Origin of the sequence: Caldanaerobius fijiensis DSM 17918, from assembly GCF_900129075.1 — a bacterium.
GTDB lineage: Bacteria > Bacillota > Thermoanaerobacteria > Thermoanaerobacterales > Caldanaerobiaceae > Caldanaerobius > Caldanaerobius fijiensis.
Window position 1 is genome coordinate 72,102 of sequence record NZ_FQVH01000007.1, and the last position, 20,016, is coordinate 92,117.

The following is a 20,016-nucleotide window of genomic DNA, read 5'->3' on the forward strand; positions in this document are numbered from 1 at the left end:
CATAAATTTTCAAGGACTATTTTGCTTCAACATTACCTGTATAAGCGTTGACATAATACATTTTATTGTCAACCATTAATTTCCATGCCGGTATCGCTTCTCCTGATGCGGCATTATCCCACATAAAGTAGTACCCAATCTCAGTAGCAGTAATCCTGGTTCCTTTTAATTTGCCTGTTTCTCCCAATACAGAATATATAGCCTGAATTCCATCGATTATCGCCTTTTCTTTGCCTACCATACCACGAACTGTTAAATAAGACCACTTAACCACAGCACGATCATTATATATATTTACATTAATATAGCTTGTGTCCACATAATAGCCGTTATATACCTCTCCAAACTGAACCAAAAAGCCATCTGGGGTTTTATAAACAGATTTTAGGACAGTATTTGTATCGCCTATGTTATATCTTTTAATAAGTTCTTGGGCTAACTTCGTCGCACTTCTTGAATCATTTACTTCTTTATTTATCCTGTATGTTTTTTCGCCTTTTTTAGTTTCGACCTTCAGCATTCTCATGAATCTTACGGTCTTTGGAATCTTTGTATCTATCACTATATCCTGTGCTCGTAAATTTTTTACAGCATCAAGATAAGTACTTTCATCATATCCAAAAGAATAGTTAATGTAAATAAATAAAAGATATATGTTTACTATAGCAAAAGATATCAATAAAATCCACTTGGCTCTCTGCCAATCCACCTTTATTCCCCCATCCACCGGGCATCCGTTGCATCGACTAAATAAGTTTTTCCACCGCTATCGATTTTCCACACCAGGTTGCACTTATTTGTTTCAGGATTTAGGTAATAAACAAGGTCTAAATTTGATATAAAATCCGCTGTATGTACGTGCTGATACACCGTATCAATAGCTTTAATGCCATTAACAACAGCCACTTTCTGTTTTATAACCTCAACCGATTTTAACCAGCGATTGTATTCCTGTATATTATCATAAGATATTTTTATGTCTATATAGTTTCCATTAGACATATATACAGGAATCCCTTCGATTTCATAGCCAAAAGCTATATTATACTCAATTTTCTGGTCTTTCTTAAGAGTCTTTATCGATTTAAAGTATATTCCTTCATCGATTCCCCCATGATCTTTGATGAATTGTATAGCCATTTTAACAGCAGTAACAATATCAACATTACGATATCCAAACGACGAATCATTAAACTCCAATTTATTGTAAGGATATATCCTTAATCCTTTTTTCCCATCTGTATAAATTATCGTCCCATCTTCTTGTTCAATTTCTCTTACAATAGAAAAATCTAAAAAAAAGCGTTTTTGAATGTCTCTCTCTGTTCTTCCATAAAACCTAACCAAATCATATTTAAAACCAGTAGTATCTACAGGTATGTACACATCACTGCGAATTTTATCGTTGAAGCCCAGTTCGTATGACGTGGAATAATTTATAGAATTCACTTTTTCAGCCGCTGCTATTAAAGTATTTATATTATTGGGAATATATCCCAAATCGATCTGATAATATGCAGAGGATGTGATATCTTTTATGTACATTATAGGGTTTTCTCCGCTGATTATAACAATATCCCCTATATATTTAGGGGGGGTATCCAGTTTGAAATCAAAAAGCTTACTAAACAGATCATATTCTATATCTGAAGCAAATACGTATCTGATAGATCTCCTTCTTATAATATTGTCCCATGTAATATTATTCACTATCTTAACGGGATTTTTGTTTTTAAGTGTGCCATATTCCTTTATGATATTGATAAATTCCATCCACGCTTTATCATAAATGTCCCCAACCATAAGGCTATGAAAAGGCCCTCCGTAATTGGCATAAATCTTTTCAGGCCTTATGACAGTTTCTATATCTTTAAAATTTATCGACACATTTGATGCATTTTCTACCGTGTAAGACCCCTCAAACCATATCTTATAACTTAAAATAATGCTCGTGATCACAAGGATAACGAGCATTAAAGTTTTAAAATCTACTTTTGATGCCATCACTATTACCTCATTTTAGTAGAGAATTGATCAAATCTTCCAGATCGATGGTTTCATTTCCATCTATTATATCTTTTAAGATATTTTTGAGCATAATTATTTTCCCTTTTACAATCTGGTATGCATCACCTTTACGAGCAACGATAATTACATAATTATTACCTTCGCTAAGCAAGACCTCTTTTGCAAATAAACCAGACGCACCAATATATAAGCCTACAGGCTTACCTTTATTTATTGATATAGCGATAAACGTACCTGGAACACCAGTACCCGATATAATGTACTTATCATCAAAGGTCTTAACATTGTCTATATCAGATTTTACATTTATGAGATTGGCAGCATATCCTACTGTGGTGCTAAATAACATAAATAGCGTAATCAAGGAAAAAACTACAAGCTTTCTCATCAAAGCACCTCCGCATCCATCTGACCTCAATTTAATTATAAATTGACTATATTACATCTTTGTTACAATAGTATTAAATTACATTTACGATAACGGGAGGTATATATATACGCTTGTTCCTTGATTTAACGCGCTTTCGATCTCAATTTTGCCATTATGGGCGTTTACAATCTCTTTAGATATAGAAAGCCCCAAACCAGTGCCTCCTAATTCTCGGGACCTGGCCTTGTCAACCCTATAAAAACGCTCAAATACTTTGTCAATGTCGTCTTCAGGTATTCCTATGCCATTATCAGAGACAGTAATTAATACCATATTCTTTACAACCGAAACCTCTATCTCTATCTTTCCATTATCTGGCGTATATTTTATGGCGTTATTAATTACATTTATAAATACCTGTTCTAATTTATCAGGATCTCCTTCAACAGTTATATCATCATCACAAAATTTAACATATATTTCTTGCGATTTTTCCCGCGCGAGCATCTTCATATTTGAAATTATATCAATTAATGCATTTTTGAGGTCTATTCGCTGCTTTTTTAACGCATATCTGTTGTTATCAAGATTTGACAAAAGCAACAAGTCCTTTACAAGTCGCACCATCCTATCCACTTCTTTGTCCACAACGTGCAAAAACTGCTTCCTGGCATCTTCTCCAATATCATCGCCCATCAATGTCTCGACATAACTTTTTATAGTTGTCAATGGGGTTCTTAATTCATGGGAAACATCTGCCACAAACTGCTTTCTCATATTGTCCAGCCGCTGCTGCTCGGTTATATCGTGAACAACCATGACAAAACCTTCTACCTCATCTTTGCCTCCTTTGAATTGAGCAAAATGCGCATTGAAGATCCCTTTAGAGGTCTTAAAAACCATTTTATTGTTTTCAATAAGGCTTTCAAACCCCACCTCTTCTCCTGTAAGCTTTTTCACTATATCAAATACATTGTCGCCTACAGAAATCTGATAATCTGAAAGCATAATTTTTGCCGCATCATTGACAACCTGAATTGTTCCATCTCTAGAAGCAGCTATAACGCCATCGCTCATGTTCATTAATATGCCTTCTGCCTTGCTTTTTTCACTAGCTATCTCACTTAGTGTCTGCCTTAATCTTGAAGTGAGGTAATTAAACATACCTGCCAGCTGACCTATTTCATCATCCGCTCTTACTTTTATAATTTGATCAAAATCCCCATTGGCAAGAGCCTCTGCCTTGTTTGTTATATCTTTTATAGGTTCAGTTATGGTCCTGGCTAAAATAAAACCGAGCACAATTGTGATTAAAACTGCAATTATAGTCGCACTAAAAAGAATAACTTTTACATCGTTAATCGTCTTCAAAATGTTATCCATAGACGCGCCAATATACACAATACCTTCTATCTGTCCTGTACTGGATTTTATAGGATAAGCGTACTCCATTATTCGCTTTTTACTGTCCGTAATGGGATGCACATTTTTGCTATCGGAAAGAGCCTGAAAGACAAGGGGCGATATGATCTTCCCACTCCTGTAGTCCGTTCCTTGAATGATGCGCCCTTCTCTGTCAAGCACATATATATATTTAAGCTGTGAATCAGGTGAAATATAGAGATACAATATTGTTTTAATATTGGCTTGTTCTTTAATATTATCCTTTAAAGTGAAGCTTAAGCTCTTAGCCTGATATTCCAGGTAATTTGACAGATTTTTTATCTGATAATCCTGGAAAGAGTTTATAAGGTATACTCCAACTATCTCCATCGCCAATAAAATTAGCATCAAATACATAACAACAAGTTTCCACTGTAAGCTCTTATATATAGCTTTATATCTCTTTTTCACTAAAATAGTATCCCACTCCTCTTTTGGTATATATATATCTGGGATTACTGGGATCATCTTCGATCTTTTCCCTCAAGCGCCTTATAGTCACATCTACAGTCCTTATATCACCATAATACTCATACCCCCATACTTTTTCCAATAATGTTTCCCGGGAGAAAATTTGATTTTTATTTGTCACCAGAAATTTAAGCAACTCAAACTCTCTCGAGGTAAGGTCTAAAACCCGTCCGTTTTTCACAACCTCATATTTGAGGAAATCGATTTTTAAATCTCCTGCCGTAATCACCTGTCCATCGGATACATCTCCGTTCATAATAGTACGGCGTAAATTCGCCTTTATCCTTGCCAATAGTTCCCTCATGCTAAAAGGCTTTGTAACATAGTCATCAGCTCCCAGCTCCAGACCCAGCACCTTATCGACTTCATCATCTTTTGCTGTAAGCATTATTATAGGGGTTTTCATCTTGCTTCTTATGCTCTTACATACCCCGAAACCATCCACGCCTGGAAGCATGACATCCAGCAATATCAAATCTGGCTTTTCATCAAAGGCTTTTTTAATAGCCTCATGCCCATCATAAGCCGTAATAACCGAATAGCCCTCCTTTTGCAGATTAAAGCATAATATGTCTACAATCGGCTTTTCATCATCTACAATGAGAATTTTCGCATTCAAGAACATTCCCCCTATCTGCTATCTATGTCAACAGCATCTATCGAAACACCCAATACATCTTTAAATGCACTGTCAAGTGTTCTTCCCGCACCCAGTTTCTTCAAAATCCCTACAATTTTACTATTACCGTATTTATTGCTTATATAATTGAGGATCTCAAAAGACCTTTTGTAAGCCAGCACCTCATCAAGCCTGTTAAAATCTGATGTCAACTCTTTTATAGAGTATGGTCCTTTCTTATAGGCATAACCTTCACCCCACTTATAGTTATTCAATCTGAACTCCTCATTTAAAGCAATGCCTTCCGTAAGCCATATAGGATAATTTCCCCTAGCGATATCATCAACCACAAAGTGGGTATATTCATGCAAAACAGGCCCATCCTTCCAGAATATCTCATCTATATGCTTTTTATCAGCAATCCACAAGCCCGGTGACAAGATTCCTATAACACCATTTAAATACACTCCCATAGCATCATCACCTTTAGGCAGTGAAAGGCTCTCCCTCATAACCGTTCTGGAGTGAAATACCACCATATTTATTTTTTTTGTCGGATAATATCCCATATCTCTACCTACCCTGTTATAGCTGTCCTCCGCAACCCTTTCTATCAACTCAATATATTTAGCATCCGCATCGGTATACTTTATGATAAAATGCTTTGTTTGAACCTCCTTGTACTCATTGTACTGATCTACTTTGCTGACGATTCTGCTCTGCTGTATCAGCTTATACACAGGATAAGCAGTAGCAACTACCTTACCAGAATATATGCCAGCATAGGCAATAGCACAAATCAACAGATAGACTAAAAAAATATCAAAGGCTTTTCTCACCTAAATGCCCCCTTAGATTATATTATAAAATAAATTCTGTTATTTTTCCAGAATCATAAATATCCAGCTTCAATTTGCGATTTACAATATTTACAAAAGTGAATTTTAATTTTATAGCATTCAAATTATGAATTGAAGAATATCCAGGATTTGCAGCTGTTTTATAGAAAGATTTTTATGGTAGAATAATATGGGTGATAAAAATTGTTGTTTAAAAAGCTTTTGTTATCATATATAGCAATAATACTGTTACCGCTTTCTATCGTCTCAATTTTTTCAAGCTATATTTATGCGCGTACGATCAATGAACAAATGTATACATCTGCAAAGCAAACTCTACAACAGGTCAACCGTAATATTTCAAACATATTAGATAATGCCACTGGCACATTGTTTTATATCTCTATGAACCGCGTGTTGCAGGACAATCTATCCAGACCCTCCAGTGCCACGCCTTTTGAAATAAACAGAGAAGTTACAGCAATTCGAGATGTACTTCTAAATCCTGGCATATTTAACAAAAGCTACTCTTCAATAGAGGTATACGCTCTTAATAAGCCTGACTATCCTTTTACCTTCATGCAAAATGATGTCATGTCCTACAAGATTGCTGAAAATAGGCCATGGTACTCGCAGGTCTTAAAATTAAATGGCAGGCTTTTTTGGCACATATCTACAGATTTTGGTGTGCCACAGATATCTGTAAAGCATCTTGTGGTGGACGTAAAAAATTTCAAAAATCCTATAGCTATAATATCTGTGGACATAAACACGTCTATATTAGATGACGTCATCAAAAATATACGTTTCGGAAAAACAGGAAGAGTGTATATCATAGATGTTAATGGAAATACCATAATCCCATTCGGGTTAAAATTTCCATATGCCAGCATGTTAAAATATCCTGAAGGATCGATCTCTATAAATTCCTCAAAAGATAAAAATGTTTTATTCTACAACACAATTGAAGAAACAAATTGGAAAATAGTGGGCATAATGTCGGAAAGAGAACTGACAGAAAAAGCGCAGTTGACAAATAGAATAATGTTTACTATCGCCATATTTTCTATCATAGCCGCTATTCTATTATCACTTTATCTATCCTACACCATATCGTCACCTATAAAGAAATTAGCCAAAACCATGGATAAGGTCAAAGGCGGCGATTTGAATGTAAATCTAACCGAAAAACCAGGAGGGGAAATAGGCACTCTTTATGAAAGCTACAACTCAATGATAAACAGGATAAATCAGCTCATAAATGACGTGTACATCGCCAATATGGAAAAAAAAGATGCCGAACTTAAAGCCCTACAGGCCCAGATCAATCCTCACTTTTTATACAATACCCTTGATTCCATGAACTGGCTGGCCATAAAATACAAGGCCTATGATATCAGTAAGATGATTACGTCACTGGCAACCCTGCTGCGATATAGCATCAATAAAGGTCAGGATAAAATAAAACTAAAAGATGAATTGAAGCAGGTCAAAAGCTATGTAACTATACAGCAGATAAGGTTTAAAGATAAATTTGACATAATCTATAATATAGATGAAGATATCCTGGATTGTACCGTAATAAAATTAATTTTACAGCCGCTGGTTGAAAACGCCATAACCCATGGGATAGAAAATTACCCTGATAAAGGATACATCGAAATTATCGGAAAAAAAGATGGAGAAAATATTGTTTTGGAAGTTCAAAACACAGGAAATCCTGTGGACCTCGAAAAAGTAAACAGGTTATTAACAGAAGATATTCATAGCGAGCATTACGGAATAAAAAATGTAAACGACCGTATAAAGTTTACCTTTGGAGAAGCATATGGATTAAGCTATAATTATATAAGCGGAAAGACCATTGCAAAATTAACAATACCATACATCAAGGGAGAATGATTTTATGGTGAAACTTATTATTGTAGACGATGAGGAAATCACAAGAGATAGTCTTTTAAATCTGATAAATTGGAATGAACTGGGTATAACGATTTCGGGCAGTGCGGCCAACGGCATAGAAGCACTCGATGTGTACGCAAAAAATGGTGCGGACATAGTTTTAACAGATATACGCATGCCTAAAATGAATGGAATAGAATTGATGAAAAAATTGAAAAAAATAGATCCTTCTATAATCATAATCGTATTGAGCGCATATGACGATTTCAGTTATGCTCAAGAATCATTGAAATCAGGTGCATTTGATTATATTTTAAAACCCATTGAAATAGAAAAGTTAATTGATGTAGTTAAAAGGGCTGTAAAGGCTAAAAATCAAGAATTCATGCGCAAAAAAAGAGAACAGATGATTCAAAAACAGCTAAAAGAAAGCCTGCCGCTGCTGAGAGAAAAATTTCTCTCGCAATTGTTAACCAGGCCCATGCCTAATTTGCGCGAAAAAATAAAATATTTAAACCTGGATATACAGGAAAATTTTTATTTTGTTATTCTACTTGAAATAGATGATTACGCCAAAATAATAGAAAACTATAGCGAGCAAGACATCCAGCTTACAGATTTTATGGTCATAAATATCGTAGACGAAACATTGGAGAACCATAAACACGCCATTTTGTCATCAGGTGAAGGATCTTTTTCCATAATCATGACAGCCAAAAGCAAAGACCATATAAAAAGCACCATACTGGAACACTGTGAGAGGATACGGAGCAATTTGAATAAATTTGCGTCTTTAAACATTACTCAGAGCGTCGGAAGGATAGTATCTGATTTAAATGATATCCATTACTCGCATAAAGACGCTCTACTGGCCATGGAATACAAGTTTTATTTAGGAAAAAATCAGATCATCTTTTACGACGAAGTAGAGCCTTTTGAAATGGAAAAAATTTATTATCCTATAAAGCTGGAAGAACAGCTGGTAATGTCGATAAAAAAAGCCGATATTGATTCGGCATTAAGAGTTCTGGATGAAATCTGGCAGAGCTTCACTGAAAAAAATCTGGCCGTAGATATCATAAAAAGATGGTGTATAGAGCTGATCGCCCTTATAACCCGAAGCCTGGTGGAATTAGGAGAAAATCCCGATATATTTTTTAAAAATACCGATCCGTGGTCAATTATAAAAAAGCTTGAAACCATCGACGACACCAGAGCGTGGATCCAAAACATAATAGAAGCTGTAACAGAATATATAGCTCTAAAACGAAAATCAAAGAACAAAAAAATTGTAGAAAAGGCTCTGGAAATCATAGAAAAGGAATATGCAAACAAAAATCTAACTTTAAACGACATAGCCACAAAGCTCTATATAACTCCTAATTACCTGAGTTACCTTTTTAAAAGCGAGACAGGCGAAAATTTTACGGAATATCTAACTAAAATCCGCATTGATAAAGCAAAAGAACTTTTAAAAAATTTAGAATTTAAGATATATGAGATAGCCGATGCAGTTGGCTACGCTGATCCCCATCATTTTAGCAGGGTATTTAAAAGGCAGGAAGGTATCACTCCTGCCGAATACAGGGATCAAATCATTTGAAGAGAACTCCATAGAACTTTGTAGAAATATGCACAAAATTGTAGAATCGCCTAATTTAATTGTATTTTCGCATCCGTTAAAATATAATCCGAAAACAACAAAAGGAGGTTCGATTTTTTATATGCTAAAAAAATATAAAAAGATTGTGGCATCGCTATTAGCTGCGTCTATGATAGCGGTTGTCGCCACAGGATGCGGAAGTACAGCAAACAAAAGCGATTCAAGCAATTCATCATCTGCTAAAAGCAGCGAGCCAGTAACCATAACTTACGCTGCTGGTAAAGATTCTACACCGGCAACCAAAGCCTTAATAGAGGCGTTTGAAAAGAAATATCCAAATATAAAAGTAAAATTCCAGGAAATGCCTCAATCCACAGATGATCAGCATAACGCTTATGTAACCGCTTTATCAGCAGGTGACTCCAGTATAGACGTAATAGCTATGGACATCATATGGGCACCAGAATTTGGAGCAGCTGGCTGGACGCTCCCTCTGGACAAATATGTAACAAAGGATATGGAGTCAAAATTTTTGCCCGGCCCTATGGAATCAGTTAAGTATAATGGCCATATATACGCTATCCCTAGATTCACTGATGCAGGAGTTTTATACTACAGAAAAGACATCATTAATACACCACCAAAAACCTGGGATGAATTGATTCAGATGGCAAAAGCCAACGCAGGCAAAAATGGCACAAAATATGGAATAGTATTTCAGGGAAATCAATATGAAGGCCTCGTGTGTGATGCTCTGGAATTCATATACAGCAATGGTGGCAGCGTAATAAATGGAAATAAAGTTACAATAAATTCATCACAATCAGTAGGCGGACTTCAGTACATGATAGACATGGTAAAAAATAAAGTTGCACCACCTGGTGTCACCACTTATATGGAAGAGGATGCCAGGAATATATTCCAGCAGGGCGAAGCAGTTTTCATGAGAAACTGGCCATATGCGTGGTCATTGCTAAACAGCAACGATTCCGCTGTTAAAGACAAAGTGGGAATAGCTCCTATGCCAAAGGGCAAAGATGGTAGTGTAGGTGTTCCGGTTTTAGGTGGCTGGAATCTCGGTATAAACAAGTATTCTAAGCATCCTGAAGAAGCATGGAAATTCATTCAGTTCGCTACCAGTGAAGAAGGTCAGAAAATTACAGCATTACAGGGCGGTAATTTGCCTACATTAAAATCTCTATATCAGGATAAAGACGTATTAGCCAAGAACCCGTATTGGGCAGATCTCTACAAAGTATTTATAACAGCAAAGCCAAGACCTGTATCGCCGTTCTATCCTAAGATGTCTGACTCTATGCAGATCAACTTCCATAAGGCTTTGACAGGTGAAATAAGCGCTCAGCAGGCCATTGCCAATGTAGAAAAAGATATAAATAAGATCATGAAAATCAATGGAATCAACTAAGACCGGAAGTCGGGATATATCCCGACTTCTTAATTAAAATCATGATAGAGAAAGAAGGGATAAAATGGTGCTAAAAGAGGAGTTATCTACTGTTAAAAGGGCTAAAAGCAAATCGCAAAAGAATCGCGCCTTTGAAATAAATGAATCCAAACTGGGTTATATACTGGTTGCACCCGCTCTGTTGTGCATCGTAGTTATAGCCCTGTACCCTGTACTGCAGACCTTCTGGTTGAGTCTGCATTCAATGCAACTTCAGTTTGCTAATATGACCAAGTTTATAGGACTTTCAAACTATTCTGCCCTGTTAAAAGATACTAGATTCTGGGCGGCAACAAAAAATACCTTTATCTTCACCGTTATATCAGTATTTCTGGAATTGATACTGGGACTTATTATGGCAATGCTGATGAACAAAGAATTCAAAGGCCGAGGTATTATAAGGGCTGCGGTTCTCATCCCCTGGGCGATACCTACCATCGTCTCTGCACTCATGTGGAAATTTATTTATAATGATCAGCTGGGGGTATTAAATGATATATTAATGAAACTAGGGTTAATACACAGCTACAAATCCTGGCTAGGTACTCCATCGTCGGCCATGGGAGCTGCCATATTCGCCGATGTCTGGAAAACAGCTCCTTTCATGGCATTACTGCTGTTAGCAGGCCTGCAAAATATACCCAAAGAGCTATATGAAGCCGGAAAAGTAGATGGCGCCAGCGCCATAAGACAGTTTTTTAGCATAACATTGCCTCTTTTAAGGCCCACAATAATGGTAGCCCTTATATTCAGAACACTGGATGCTTTTAGAGTTTTTGACCTGATATATGTAATGACAGGAGGCGGACCTGGCAACTCTACCGAAACGTTGTCTATATACGCCTATAAAACCATGTTCAGGAATTTAAACTTCGGCATGGGCTCGGCCATGGCAGTAATAATCTTCATATTTGTGTTCCTGTTTGCAATATTTTATATCAAATTGTTGGACAAGGAAACACTCAGTTAGGAGGTGCGTAACACATGAAAGTAAAAAAAGCTCTAGGCCAGATCATCTTCGCCGCATTCGTCGCATTGTTTCTGGCATTTATCATATTCCCTTTTTTCTGGCAGGTCATTACCTCTATAAAGCCTCCTGCAGAATTATGGGCTATACCGCCCAAATGGATACCCAGTAAACTTTATACCGGTTATTATATCTCAGTATTTGTTAAAAGGCCTTTCGGGACATACCTGAAAAACAGCATTATCGTTGCTTCAGCCACAACGCTGTTTAGCGTATTTGTATCTTCCTTCGCAGCATACGCTCTGGCAAGGCTAAAATTTAAGGGTAAAACTATAATCTTATCATTGGTCCTCGCTGTGTCTATGTTCCCGGGAATTGCTATAATAACACCTTTATTCTTGTTTTTAAAGAATATAGGTTTGCTCAATACGTACATGGGATTGATCCTGCCGTATACCACATTTACGGTTCCACTATCGCTGTGGATTCTCACCACATTTTTCAAAGAAATACCTTTCGACCTGGAGGAATCGGCAAAGGTAGACGGTGCCACTCCCTTGCAGGCATTTATCAAGATAATATTCCCTCTGGCAACACCAGGTATGTTCACAACCGCCATATTGACGTTCATAGCTGCATGGAATGAGTTCATATTTGCTCTGGTATTTAATACCCAGGATGCCATGAGGACCGTACCAGTGGGCATAGCCATGTTCCCTGGAGAGCACGATCTCCCATGGGGCGATATGGCCGCTGCATCAGTCATTGTAACTGTACCTCTCATTATCCTGGTGCTGATATTCCAGAGGCGTATAATATCAGGTCTAACCGCAGGGGCTGTAAAAGGGTGATAAAAGCAATAAAAAGAACGGGGAATGAAATCTCAATTTTCCCGTTCTTTTTATTAATTTATGTATTTTAATGGGTTCTGAGGTACCCCATTTTTTCTCACTTCAAAATGCAGATGTGGCCCTGTCACACGACCTGTGGTACCTACCTTTCCAATGACGTCCCCTTTAGCTACCTTTTGCCCCACCTTAACCAGTATGGAACTTAAGTGCCCGTAATAAGTCACAAAGCCATTCCCATGATCGATTTTTATAAGTTTGCCATAACCAGATTCCCAACCTGCAAATACTACTCTACCGCCATCTGAAGCCTCTACCGGAGAACCATAAGTAGCCGCTATATCAACACCTGTATGCATCCTCCCCCATCTCATGCCAAAGCGAGAGGATATACCGCCTCTGGAAGGGTACAAAAACGTGCCCGTAGCCACCATGCGATTGGTACCTTTCACAATAATTTTTGTCACAGGATTCTTTATTATCGTTTCATTAATAATTTTTTCGGCGACTTTTACGCCATTTTCCATTACTGCCACTACCTCGACTATTTTTTTGCCATTTTCCCCGTTCTGTTTGATCGCCACAGAACCATAAGGCGCGTTAGAATCATAAGTAACTTTTACATCATGGGGTATTTCCCTTTCCTCCTTTAAGGTCTGAGTCGTCACCACCGTAATATACTTTTTTTCCTGCCCCAATTTTAAAGTGTCTCCTGGCTTCAGGTTTTCGGTAATCCCCGGGTTATACTTCTTTATAGTATCCACATATGTATCAAAATTCCTGGCTATGGACCACAGCGAGTCTCCTTCTTTTACTGTGTACACCTCTACAGCCTCTTTAACACCGTTTTTCAGAAGATCCAATACCTCATCTTTGCTGACAATTTCAGATAGATCCACATACCTTGTCTTAAAAGATACCTTTTCCTTTATGTAGTAACCGCTGATCTTACCTTCTGATTTTTTTATAGCATAAGGCTTTAAGAGGTCTACAAATACATCTCTGGCAACCTGGGCGTTTTTAACAATACCTATGCTCTTGCCATCAACATATATTTCAACACCTTTAATCTTATAACCCAGAGATTTTAGCAAATTTTTCTTCAGCTCATTATAATCTGTAACTTTTCTGCTCAATAATCTCTTATAACCTATATCGCCCTCAAACGCCACATCAATGCCGTATTCTTTTTTTAACTGGTTTTTTACATCGTTAAATACCCTGTCAACCGTATTCTTGTCTTTAACCACCGCTATAAGCTTACCATTGGCATAAACACCGTAGGCAAACGATGTACTCATAAAGTATATGCCTGCAATCAAAGCTACCGCTAAACTCGTCAGAAAAAAATAAAACCTCTTTTGATAATCCATTCTGTCAGCTCCTTACATATTGACTTAGTACAGGATAAGCCTCAGAATACTACATTAATTATATCAATCAATTGTCGTAAGTGCAAGCACATCTGCTTTTTTGCGATTTATAATCATGATTCCCTGCGAGGTCAAAATATATGCCTTTTTACTTTTTTATGCTATAATATTGTGTGAGGTGTTATATATGCTGACGTTTAGATTTCAGGATCCTGATGGCTACGGCATAACTCCCGTTGATAATCTCTTCATTGATTATTATATGGTACACGCTCCCGGCGATTTCGTAAAAGTATACCTTTTAGCGTTAAAGTATTGCTACACCGGGCAAAACAAAATCTCCAACGCTATGCTGGCCAGCAAGTTAGATCTTCTAGAAAGCGATGTCGTTAAGGCCTGGGAATATTGGTCTGACAACGGCCTGGTCAATATCATAAAATTACCTTCTGACAAAGAAGATAACACTATAATAGAGTTTATCGACCCGAAATATGCAGTAAAGTTAAAGCCGGGAACAGATAAGCTCATCAGCGGGATGGATAAACCGGAAATTAAACAGGTCTTTGAGACCATCGAGAAAATTGTCGGCAGGCCTCTTTCACCAAAGGAAATGGAGATGTACCTGGACTGGATAGATGAATATTCTATGTCCCCTGAAGTAATTATTATGTTGGTACAATACTGCATATCTAAGAACGTGCATTCGCTAAAATATATGGAGGCAGTGGCCCAAAGCTGGCATGACAATGGCATCAGGACTCTTGATGATGTAGAAGCCTACCTTAAAAAAGAAGAGCAGACATACATAAATTACAAAAAGATATTGCGATTCTTAGGATTAGACGACAGTGAAATCATGGAAGTTCATAAAGAATACATGTCAAAATGGCTCAATGAAATGGGATTTGACCTGGATGTAATACTGGAAGCCTGCAAGGCATGTACGCTTAATATAAATAAGCCTAATTTCAGTTATATCGACAAGGTGTTAACCTCATGGGCACGAGAAGGCATTAAAACCATAGAAGACTACAAAAAGCGAGCACCGCAACTATTAAAACCGGATAAAAGCAATAATACCAGAAGTGCCGAATTTCAAGTTCCTAAGAATTATTTTAATAGCTACAAAGACCAGCGTAAGTACAATGTAGCCGAATTAGAAAAAAAATTGTTAGCCAGGAGCAGGAGTGAAGAGCCTTGAACAGAGAAATAGCCTTGCAGATAATGCGTGAATACGAAAAAAAGCAGGACGATATAGCCCGCGATATAAAGAGAAAAACTCAGGAGGTATATTCAAAAATCCCTTTGATCGAAAAAATTGATAGGGAACTTTCAAGGTCTTCGCTGTATTTTATAAAAAGCGCTTTCCATAACCCTGAGAGATCAAAAGAATACGTCATTGAGCTGAAAAAGAAAATAAACCAGCTCAAACAAAAAAAGATTCAGCTGCTTATAGCCAATGGATTCCCCGCTGACTATCTCCAACCTAAATATCAGTGCAGCGATTGTCGCGACACTGGCTTTATTCAAGGGAAAAAGTGCCATTGTTATAAGCGCCGATTGGTCGAAATTTGCTATGAAAAATCCAACTTAAAAGATGTCCTAAAAACCCATAATTTTGAAAACTTTAAGCTGGATTATTACTCAGATACTGTTGACCCAGAACATGGTATATCGCCGCGACAAAACATGGAAGATATATTACAAAAGGTTCACAGATACATAGAAAATTTCGACAAAAGTGATGACTACAACTTTCTCTTTTACGGCAAATCGGGACTTGGCAAGACATTTTTATCATACTGCATCGCAAAAGAACTTCTGGACAGAGGATACGTGGTGCTGTATCTGACAGCCACTGATTTATTTGACATTTTAAGGACATATAAAATAAACGACGATGACTATACTGATGAACGCATACAGTTGATATTTGACAGCGACCTTCTCATACTGGACGATCTGGGCACAGAGCCCTTTACAGGCTTCAACATGCAAGAACTATTTAACGTCATAAACAAAAGACAGCTCCAGGGCAAAAAGATGATCGTGTCTACAAATCTAACGCTGGACGAAATCGTGTCTTTTTACCCTGAAAGGATTTACTCAAGGCTTCTTGGAAACTTCAAACAATTTTATTTCTTTGGAGAGGACATAAGGCTGAAAAAAAGAGACATTTAAATCCCCTCTAATACAGCCATTCCTGAAAAAATCCACCCAGATCTTTTCCATATACCTTTGTAGCCACGTCAATAAGATCTTGTGTCGTGGCATTTTTATATCTATACTCACTATAATATTCTCTCAATATTTGATTAAAGATATTATCACCTACCAGTTTCCTCAAGCGGCTATACATTACAGCCCCTTTATTGTATGTAAGGTTGATGTAATCCTCCCACCTTTCGAATTGCGGCAGGGATCTTAAAGTGCACGTGTTTTTGGCAGACGCTATAAACTCCTCAAAAGGCCTCTCTATAGCTTTTGAAAATACGTTATCAGCGATGGATTTCCCATAATATCTTTCTAAATATAAAATGGTACTGTACTCAGTAAGGCCCTCATCAAGCCACGCCTCATTGACCTCATCATTCCCCACAATACCGTACCACCACTGATGAGCCGTTTCATGGGCGATTACGTATTCCATATCAAATATATTAGATCTGGTATACAAGTCACCATCAATCATGACCAGATTGGGGTACTCCATACCCCCTACATAAAAATCTGCCTGAACCACCGAATACTGCTTGTATGGATATGGCCCTATATACTCACTAAAAAACTTTAGCGCATCTCTGGCATATTTCAATGCCCTTCTGCCAAAATCATCTTGAGAAAAATAATAGCTCTTAACTGTGATGCCATCTACTTTTTCTGAAACCACCTTGAACTTATTGCTTATGATCATGGCAAAATCCCTCACGTTTTCTGCTACAATAGACCAGCTTTTTATATCCCCATCAATTGATATGCTCTTTATATCACCCGTAGAAGCTACAACATAACCAGCAGGAGCTCTAAGCAATACTCTGTAATTTGCTACATCGCTGTAAAAAGGATCTCCTAAAATGTAATAAGGGTCTTTATGCCACCCTTTATCATCGTAAACACAGGCTATGGGGTACCAGTTAGTAATATTATAGGTATACCTGCCGTATCCAAAGCGCCCTACCGATGGCGGAAGCTTTATTACATAAGAGATGTATATAGGTATGGATTTCCCACTTTTCAATGGCCTTAAAAGGCTTAATTTTAAAATCGTATTATCCTTGCCTTCCACTTTAAAAGGAACATTTTTACCGCTAATTCTTACCGATTTTATTTGTATCCATCCTGGGGCAAACCCCTCTGGATACGCCTTATAAAACTCATCAGGTAAAAAAGGTGCCGTTTTTTCACTGCTAAAAGCATTAGGATATATATGAAAAAATAACTCTCCAAAAGTAACATCTGATTTATTTACATAAAAAGTTTTTTGAACCGCTGTTATAGTCTTATTAACTGGATCAAAGATAGCCGTTATCTCGTATGTATTGTTGCGAGATATAGTGAAACTATGATAAACTAAAAACGATGAGGCGATGATCAAAATGACAGCTATAGCGATAAACTTTCGATTTTTCAACATCAAACCCACTCCCATAGCATGATCATTATTATAATTATTGCAGCAAACAGCAAAATAGAACAAAAAAATTTTTTATAAAATCCTTGACATACATGACCTAAATAAGTATAATATATAACTGTGAGCTGACCCATTAGCTCAGGAGGTAGAGCACTTGCCTTTTAAGCAAGGTGTCCCGCGTTCGAGTCGCGGATGGGTCACCATTTTTTATGGCCCGGTAGTTCAGCTGGTTAGAACGCTAGCCTGTCACGCTAGAGGTCGAGGGTTCAAGTCCCTTCCGGGTCGTCAGAAAAACATGCAGGAAAAGAGATATATAAATAAGGCCTCTCCCTACTGTGAGAGGCCTTATCTTATTTTATTCTTAACATATTACAAAATTATTATGCCTTCTCAAAATATGCAGCCACATCTTTTAAGAGTTCAATGATAGGTAAATGTTGCGGACATGTGCTCTCGCAATTGCCACACTCAACGCAACTGCTGGCTTTTGCTTCTCCCAACCAATTATACTCCCTCTTGCTATCTTCATAGGAGTTGTACATGTGAGCCTCATTGTATACCGAGAAGTTGCGTGGAATGTTGACGCCATTGGGACAGGGCATACAATAATTGCACCCTGTACACGCCACAGGTGAAAGCTCCTTGTACTTATTGCGCACCTTCTCTATGAGCTGTAATTCCTCTGCTGTAAGAGAGTTTACTCCAGAGCGGCTGGCACTCTCTATATTCTCTTTCACCTGTTCCATAGTGCTCATACCACTTAACACCACAGTCACCTCAGGCTGATTCCACAGCCACTGAAGCGCCCATTCAGCAGGACTCCTCTTGATCTTGGCCGTATTCCACAGCTCTTTTATAGGCTCAGGTGGATTGGTTGCAAGCCTGCCACCTCTTATAGGCTCCATTATAACCACAGGTATACCTTTAGACGCAGCATATTTGAGGCCCTTTTCGCCAGCCTGCACGTCTACATCCATGTAGTTGTACTGTATCTGACAAAAATCCCATTTGTCATAATCATCTATAATCTGTTTAAACACATCAAATTCATCGTGGAAAGAAAAACCTATATACTTTACCTTTCCCTCGGCTTTAACCTTATCTATCCATTCAAATACATTGAGGCTTTTGTATTTATTCCACTGATCTTTATTGAGGGCATGCAGCAGATAAAAATCAATATGATCTGTCTGCAATTTCTTCAGCTGCTCATTCAGATACTTGTCCATATCTTCAGGCTTATTAACAAGCCAGGACGGTAATTTTGTGGCCAATTTAACCTTTTCCCTATAACCATCTTTGAGAGCCTTGCCTACAACCAGCTCACTATTTCCACCATGATATGGCCATGCTGTGTCTATGTAATTTACGCCGTTATCAATAGCATACCTTATCATCTCGATAGCCTTAGGCTCATCTATTTTATTGTTATCGCCATCGATGACAGGAAGCCTTATGGCGCCAAAGCCCAATGCCGAAACTTTCCAACCTGTTTTGCCAAAATCTCTGTACTGCATACACAACCTCCTTCATAATTTATAAAAGAATTTAAATATAAATATACATAAATAATTATAGCATAACATTTATATTATGTAAATAATGTTAAAAAAACAACAGTGTTGTAGCTAGGACTGGGATTTTTTGAAATAAGCGTTTAAAATCGTTACTATTGTGATGCCGATTATACCTCCGACGACAGCCGTAAACAATTGCGGTAGTGTAAATGCCTGCACAATCTTCACAGGAACCTTGATACCAAACCACTGGAGTACGTATTTAACAGATGCTGACAGCCAGAGAAATTTGATAAGGCTTCCTGCAATAAATCCTATTATCTTGTTTTTAATACAGGAGTACAGCCAAACATAAAGGCCATTGCCCACCATTATAAAGGGAATAAGTACGGGAAAACCCATAATTCCCACTATGAACGCTATTATAGGCGTCAACAAACCTATGGATATGCCTGACCATACGCCTACAACCCCAGCTGATATTATCAGCATAGCGTTCACTGCTGAACCCGTTATCAGCTGTGGCATTTTCAAAAACTGCACAATTATCGTAAGGGCAAGCAACAACGCCGTCCTGGTAATAAACCGCACATCGACATTTACGCCTTTATTCATAAAATATCCCCCCTCGTATAATATGATTTGTAATCAACCAAAAAGGTCGACCTTTAACAAGATTAATAAAGATCTTTGATATTTAAATATTGTTTCTTTAAATTTCACCATGATTAAATCTATCAAGTGCCACTTGATACTTATGCATACATCGCATAGCTACTACCCATGTTTGGGAAGATGGGTTGTCAAGCCCGAACGCAGTGAGTTCATTTTAGGCTTGACTACTCATCGACCAAACATATAATCCTCTCTGCGATGTATGCTCGATTGCTGCATTTTGTATTGTAGTACACGTATTCCCTCTTTCTTCTTCAGGTTG

General features: G+C 37.6%; 17 protein-coding genes and 2 tRNA genes. 9 read left to right on the forward strand and 10 right to left on the reverse strand.

The genetic code is table 11. The annotated features are described in order from the left end of the window. Nucleotides 1-16: 16 nt before the first annotated feature. The 6 genes from yycI to BUB87_RS04865 all read right to left on the reverse strand — a co-directional run bounded on the left by yycI (nt 17) and on the right by BUB87_RS04865 (nt 5,770). Nucleotides 17-709 carry a two-component system regulatory protein YycI gene (yycI, locus tag BUB87_RS04840; RefSeq protein WP_073342231.1) on the reverse strand — a complete coding sequence of 231 codons (693 nt, stop codon included), beginning with the start codon at nt 707-709 and terminating at the stop codon, nt 17-19. 2 nt (nt 710-711) lie between these two features. After that, entirely contained in the window at nt 712-2,004 is a 1,293-nt protein-coding gene (yycH, locus tag BUB87_RS04845) for a two-component system activity regulator YycH (RefSeq protein WP_073342233.1), read from the reverse strand. Nucleotides 2,005-2,014: 10 nt separating this feature from the next. Next, nucleotides 2,015-2,416 (reverse strand): hypothetical protein, encoded by a 402-nt coding sequence (locus BUB87_RS04850; RefSeq protein WP_073342235.1) that lies wholly within the window; start codon nt 2,414-2,416, stop codon nt 2,015-2,017. A gap of 84 nt (nt 2,417-2,500) precedes the next feature. Continuing rightward, entirely contained in the window at nt 2,501-4,252 is a 1,752-nt protein-coding gene (locus tag BUB87_RS04855) for an ATP-binding protein (protein WP_159432369.1), read from the reverse strand. Next, nucleotides 4,236-4,931 carry a response regulator YycF gene (gene yycF / locus BUB87_RS04860; RefSeq protein WP_073342237.1) on the reverse strand — a complete coding sequence of 232 codons (696 nt, stop codon included), beginning with the start codon at nt 4,929-4,931 and terminating at the stop codon, nt 4,236-4,238. Before yycF ends, BUB87_RS04855 begins: the two co-directional genes overlap by 17 nt. An 11-nt stretch (nt 4,932-4,942) precedes the next feature. Beyond that, nucleotides 4,943-5,770, reverse strand: coding sequence for a peptidase MA family metallohydrolase (locus BUB87_RS04865; RefSeq protein WP_073342239.1), 828 nt, complete (start codon nt 5,768-5,770; stop codon nt 4,943-4,945). A 204-nt stretch (nt 5,771-5,974) separates the two neighbouring features. On the opposite strand from BUB87_RS04865, the gene BUB87_RS04870 reads away from it, so the two are divergent. The 5 genes from BUB87_RS04870 (at nt 5,975) to BUB87_RS04890 (ending at nt 12,558) form a co-directional block, all read left to right on the forward strand. Continuing rightward, entirely contained in the window at nt 5,975-7,672 is a 1,698-nt protein-coding gene (locus BUB87_RS04870) for a sensor histidine kinase (protein WP_073342241.1), read from the forward strand. A 4-nt stretch (nt 7,673-7,676) separates the two neighbouring features. Then, nucleotides 7,677-9,275 carry a response regulator gene (locus tag BUB87_RS04875; RefSeq protein WP_073342243.1) on the forward strand — a complete coding sequence of 533 codons (1,599 nt, stop codon included), beginning with the start codon at nt 7,677-7,679 and terminating at the stop codon, nt 9,273-9,275. A gap of 121 nt (nt 9,276-9,396) precedes the next feature. Then, nucleotides 9,397-10,701: an ABC transporter substrate-binding protein gene (locus BUB87_RS04880; RefSeq protein WP_073342245.1), complete on the forward strand. Its 1,305-nt coding sequence runs from the start codon at nt 9,397-9,399 to the stop codon at nt 10,699-10,701. A gap of 64 nt (nt 10,702-10,765) precedes the next feature. Next, nucleotides 10,766-11,710 carry a carbohydrate ABC transporter permease gene (locus BUB87_RS04885; RefSeq protein WP_073342247.1) on the forward strand — a complete coding sequence of 315 codons (945 nt, stop codon included), beginning with the start codon at nt 10,766-10,768 and terminating at the stop codon, nt 11,708-11,710. A 14-nt stretch (nt 11,711-11,724) separates the two neighbouring features. Further along, a complete protein-coding gene (locus BUB87_RS04890; RefSeq protein ID WP_073342249.1) occupies nt 11,725-12,558 on the forward strand; it encodes a carbohydrate ABC transporter permease in 834 nt (277 codons plus the stop codon). A gap of 53 nt (nt 12,559-12,611) precedes the next feature. On the opposite strand, the gene BUB87_RS04895 is transcribed toward BUB87_RS04890, so the two are convergent. Next, nucleotides 12,612-13,928 (reverse strand): peptidoglycan DD-metalloendopeptidase family protein, encoded by a 1,317-nt coding sequence (locus BUB87_RS04895; RefSeq protein ID WP_073342251.1) that lies wholly within the window; start codon nt 13,926-13,928, stop codon nt 12,612-12,614. Nucleotides 13,929-14,115: 187 nt separating this feature from the next. Here BUB87_RS04895 and BUB87_RS04900 point away from each other — a divergent pair, with 187 nt between their 5' ends. Both BUB87_RS04900 and BUB87_RS04905 read left to right on the forward strand, forming a co-directional pair. Continuing rightward, nucleotides 14,116-15,129: a DnaD domain protein gene (locus BUB87_RS04900; RefSeq protein WP_073342253.1), complete on the forward strand. Its 1,014-nt coding sequence runs from the start codon at nt 14,116-14,118 to the stop codon at nt 15,127-15,129. Further along, nucleotides 15,126-16,109: an ATP-binding protein gene (locus BUB87_RS04905; protein ID WP_073342255.1), complete on the forward strand. Its 984-nt coding sequence runs from the start codon at nt 15,126-15,128 to the stop codon at nt 16,107-16,109. Before BUB87_RS04900 ends, BUB87_RS04905 begins: the two co-directional genes overlap by 4 nt. 7 nt (nt 16,110-16,116) lie before the next feature. Here BUB87_RS04905 and BUB87_RS04910 read toward each other — a convergent pair whose 3' ends face one another. After that, the gene (locus tag BUB87_RS04910) at nt 16,117-17,562 is read right to left on the reverse strand and encodes a M1 family metallopeptidase (RefSeq protein WP_234945958.1); all 1,446 of its coding nucleotides are present in this window, start codon (nt 17,560-17,562) and stop codon (nt 16,117-16,119) included. 127 nt (nt 17,563-17,689) lie between these two features. On the opposite strand from BUB87_RS04910, the gene BUB87_RS04915 reads away from it, so the two are divergent. Continuing rightward, nucleotides 17,690-17,765: transfer RNA gene (locus BUB87_RS04915), tRNA-Lys, on the forward strand. A gap of 8 nt (nt 17,766-17,773) precedes the next feature. Next, nucleotides 17,774-17,847: transfer RNA gene (locus tag BUB87_RS04920), tRNA-Asp, on the forward strand. Nucleotides 17,848-17,942: 95 nt separating this feature from the next. Here BUB87_RS04920 and BUB87_RS04925 read toward each other — a convergent pair. Both BUB87_RS04925 and BUB87_RS04930 read right to left on the reverse strand, forming a co-directional pair. Further along, nucleotides 17,943-19,079 (reverse strand): aldo/keto reductase, encoded by a 1,137-nt coding sequence (locus BUB87_RS04925; protein WP_073342259.1) that lies wholly within the window; start codon nt 19,077-19,079, stop codon nt 17,943-17,945. Between the two features lie 111 nt (nt 19,080-19,190). After that, nucleotides 19,191-19,694 (reverse strand): ECF transporter S component, encoded by a 504-nt coding sequence (locus BUB87_RS04930; RefSeq protein ID WP_073342261.1) that lies wholly within the window; start codon nt 19,692-19,694, stop codon nt 19,191-19,193. Nucleotides 19,695-20,016 lie beyond the last annotated feature (322 nt).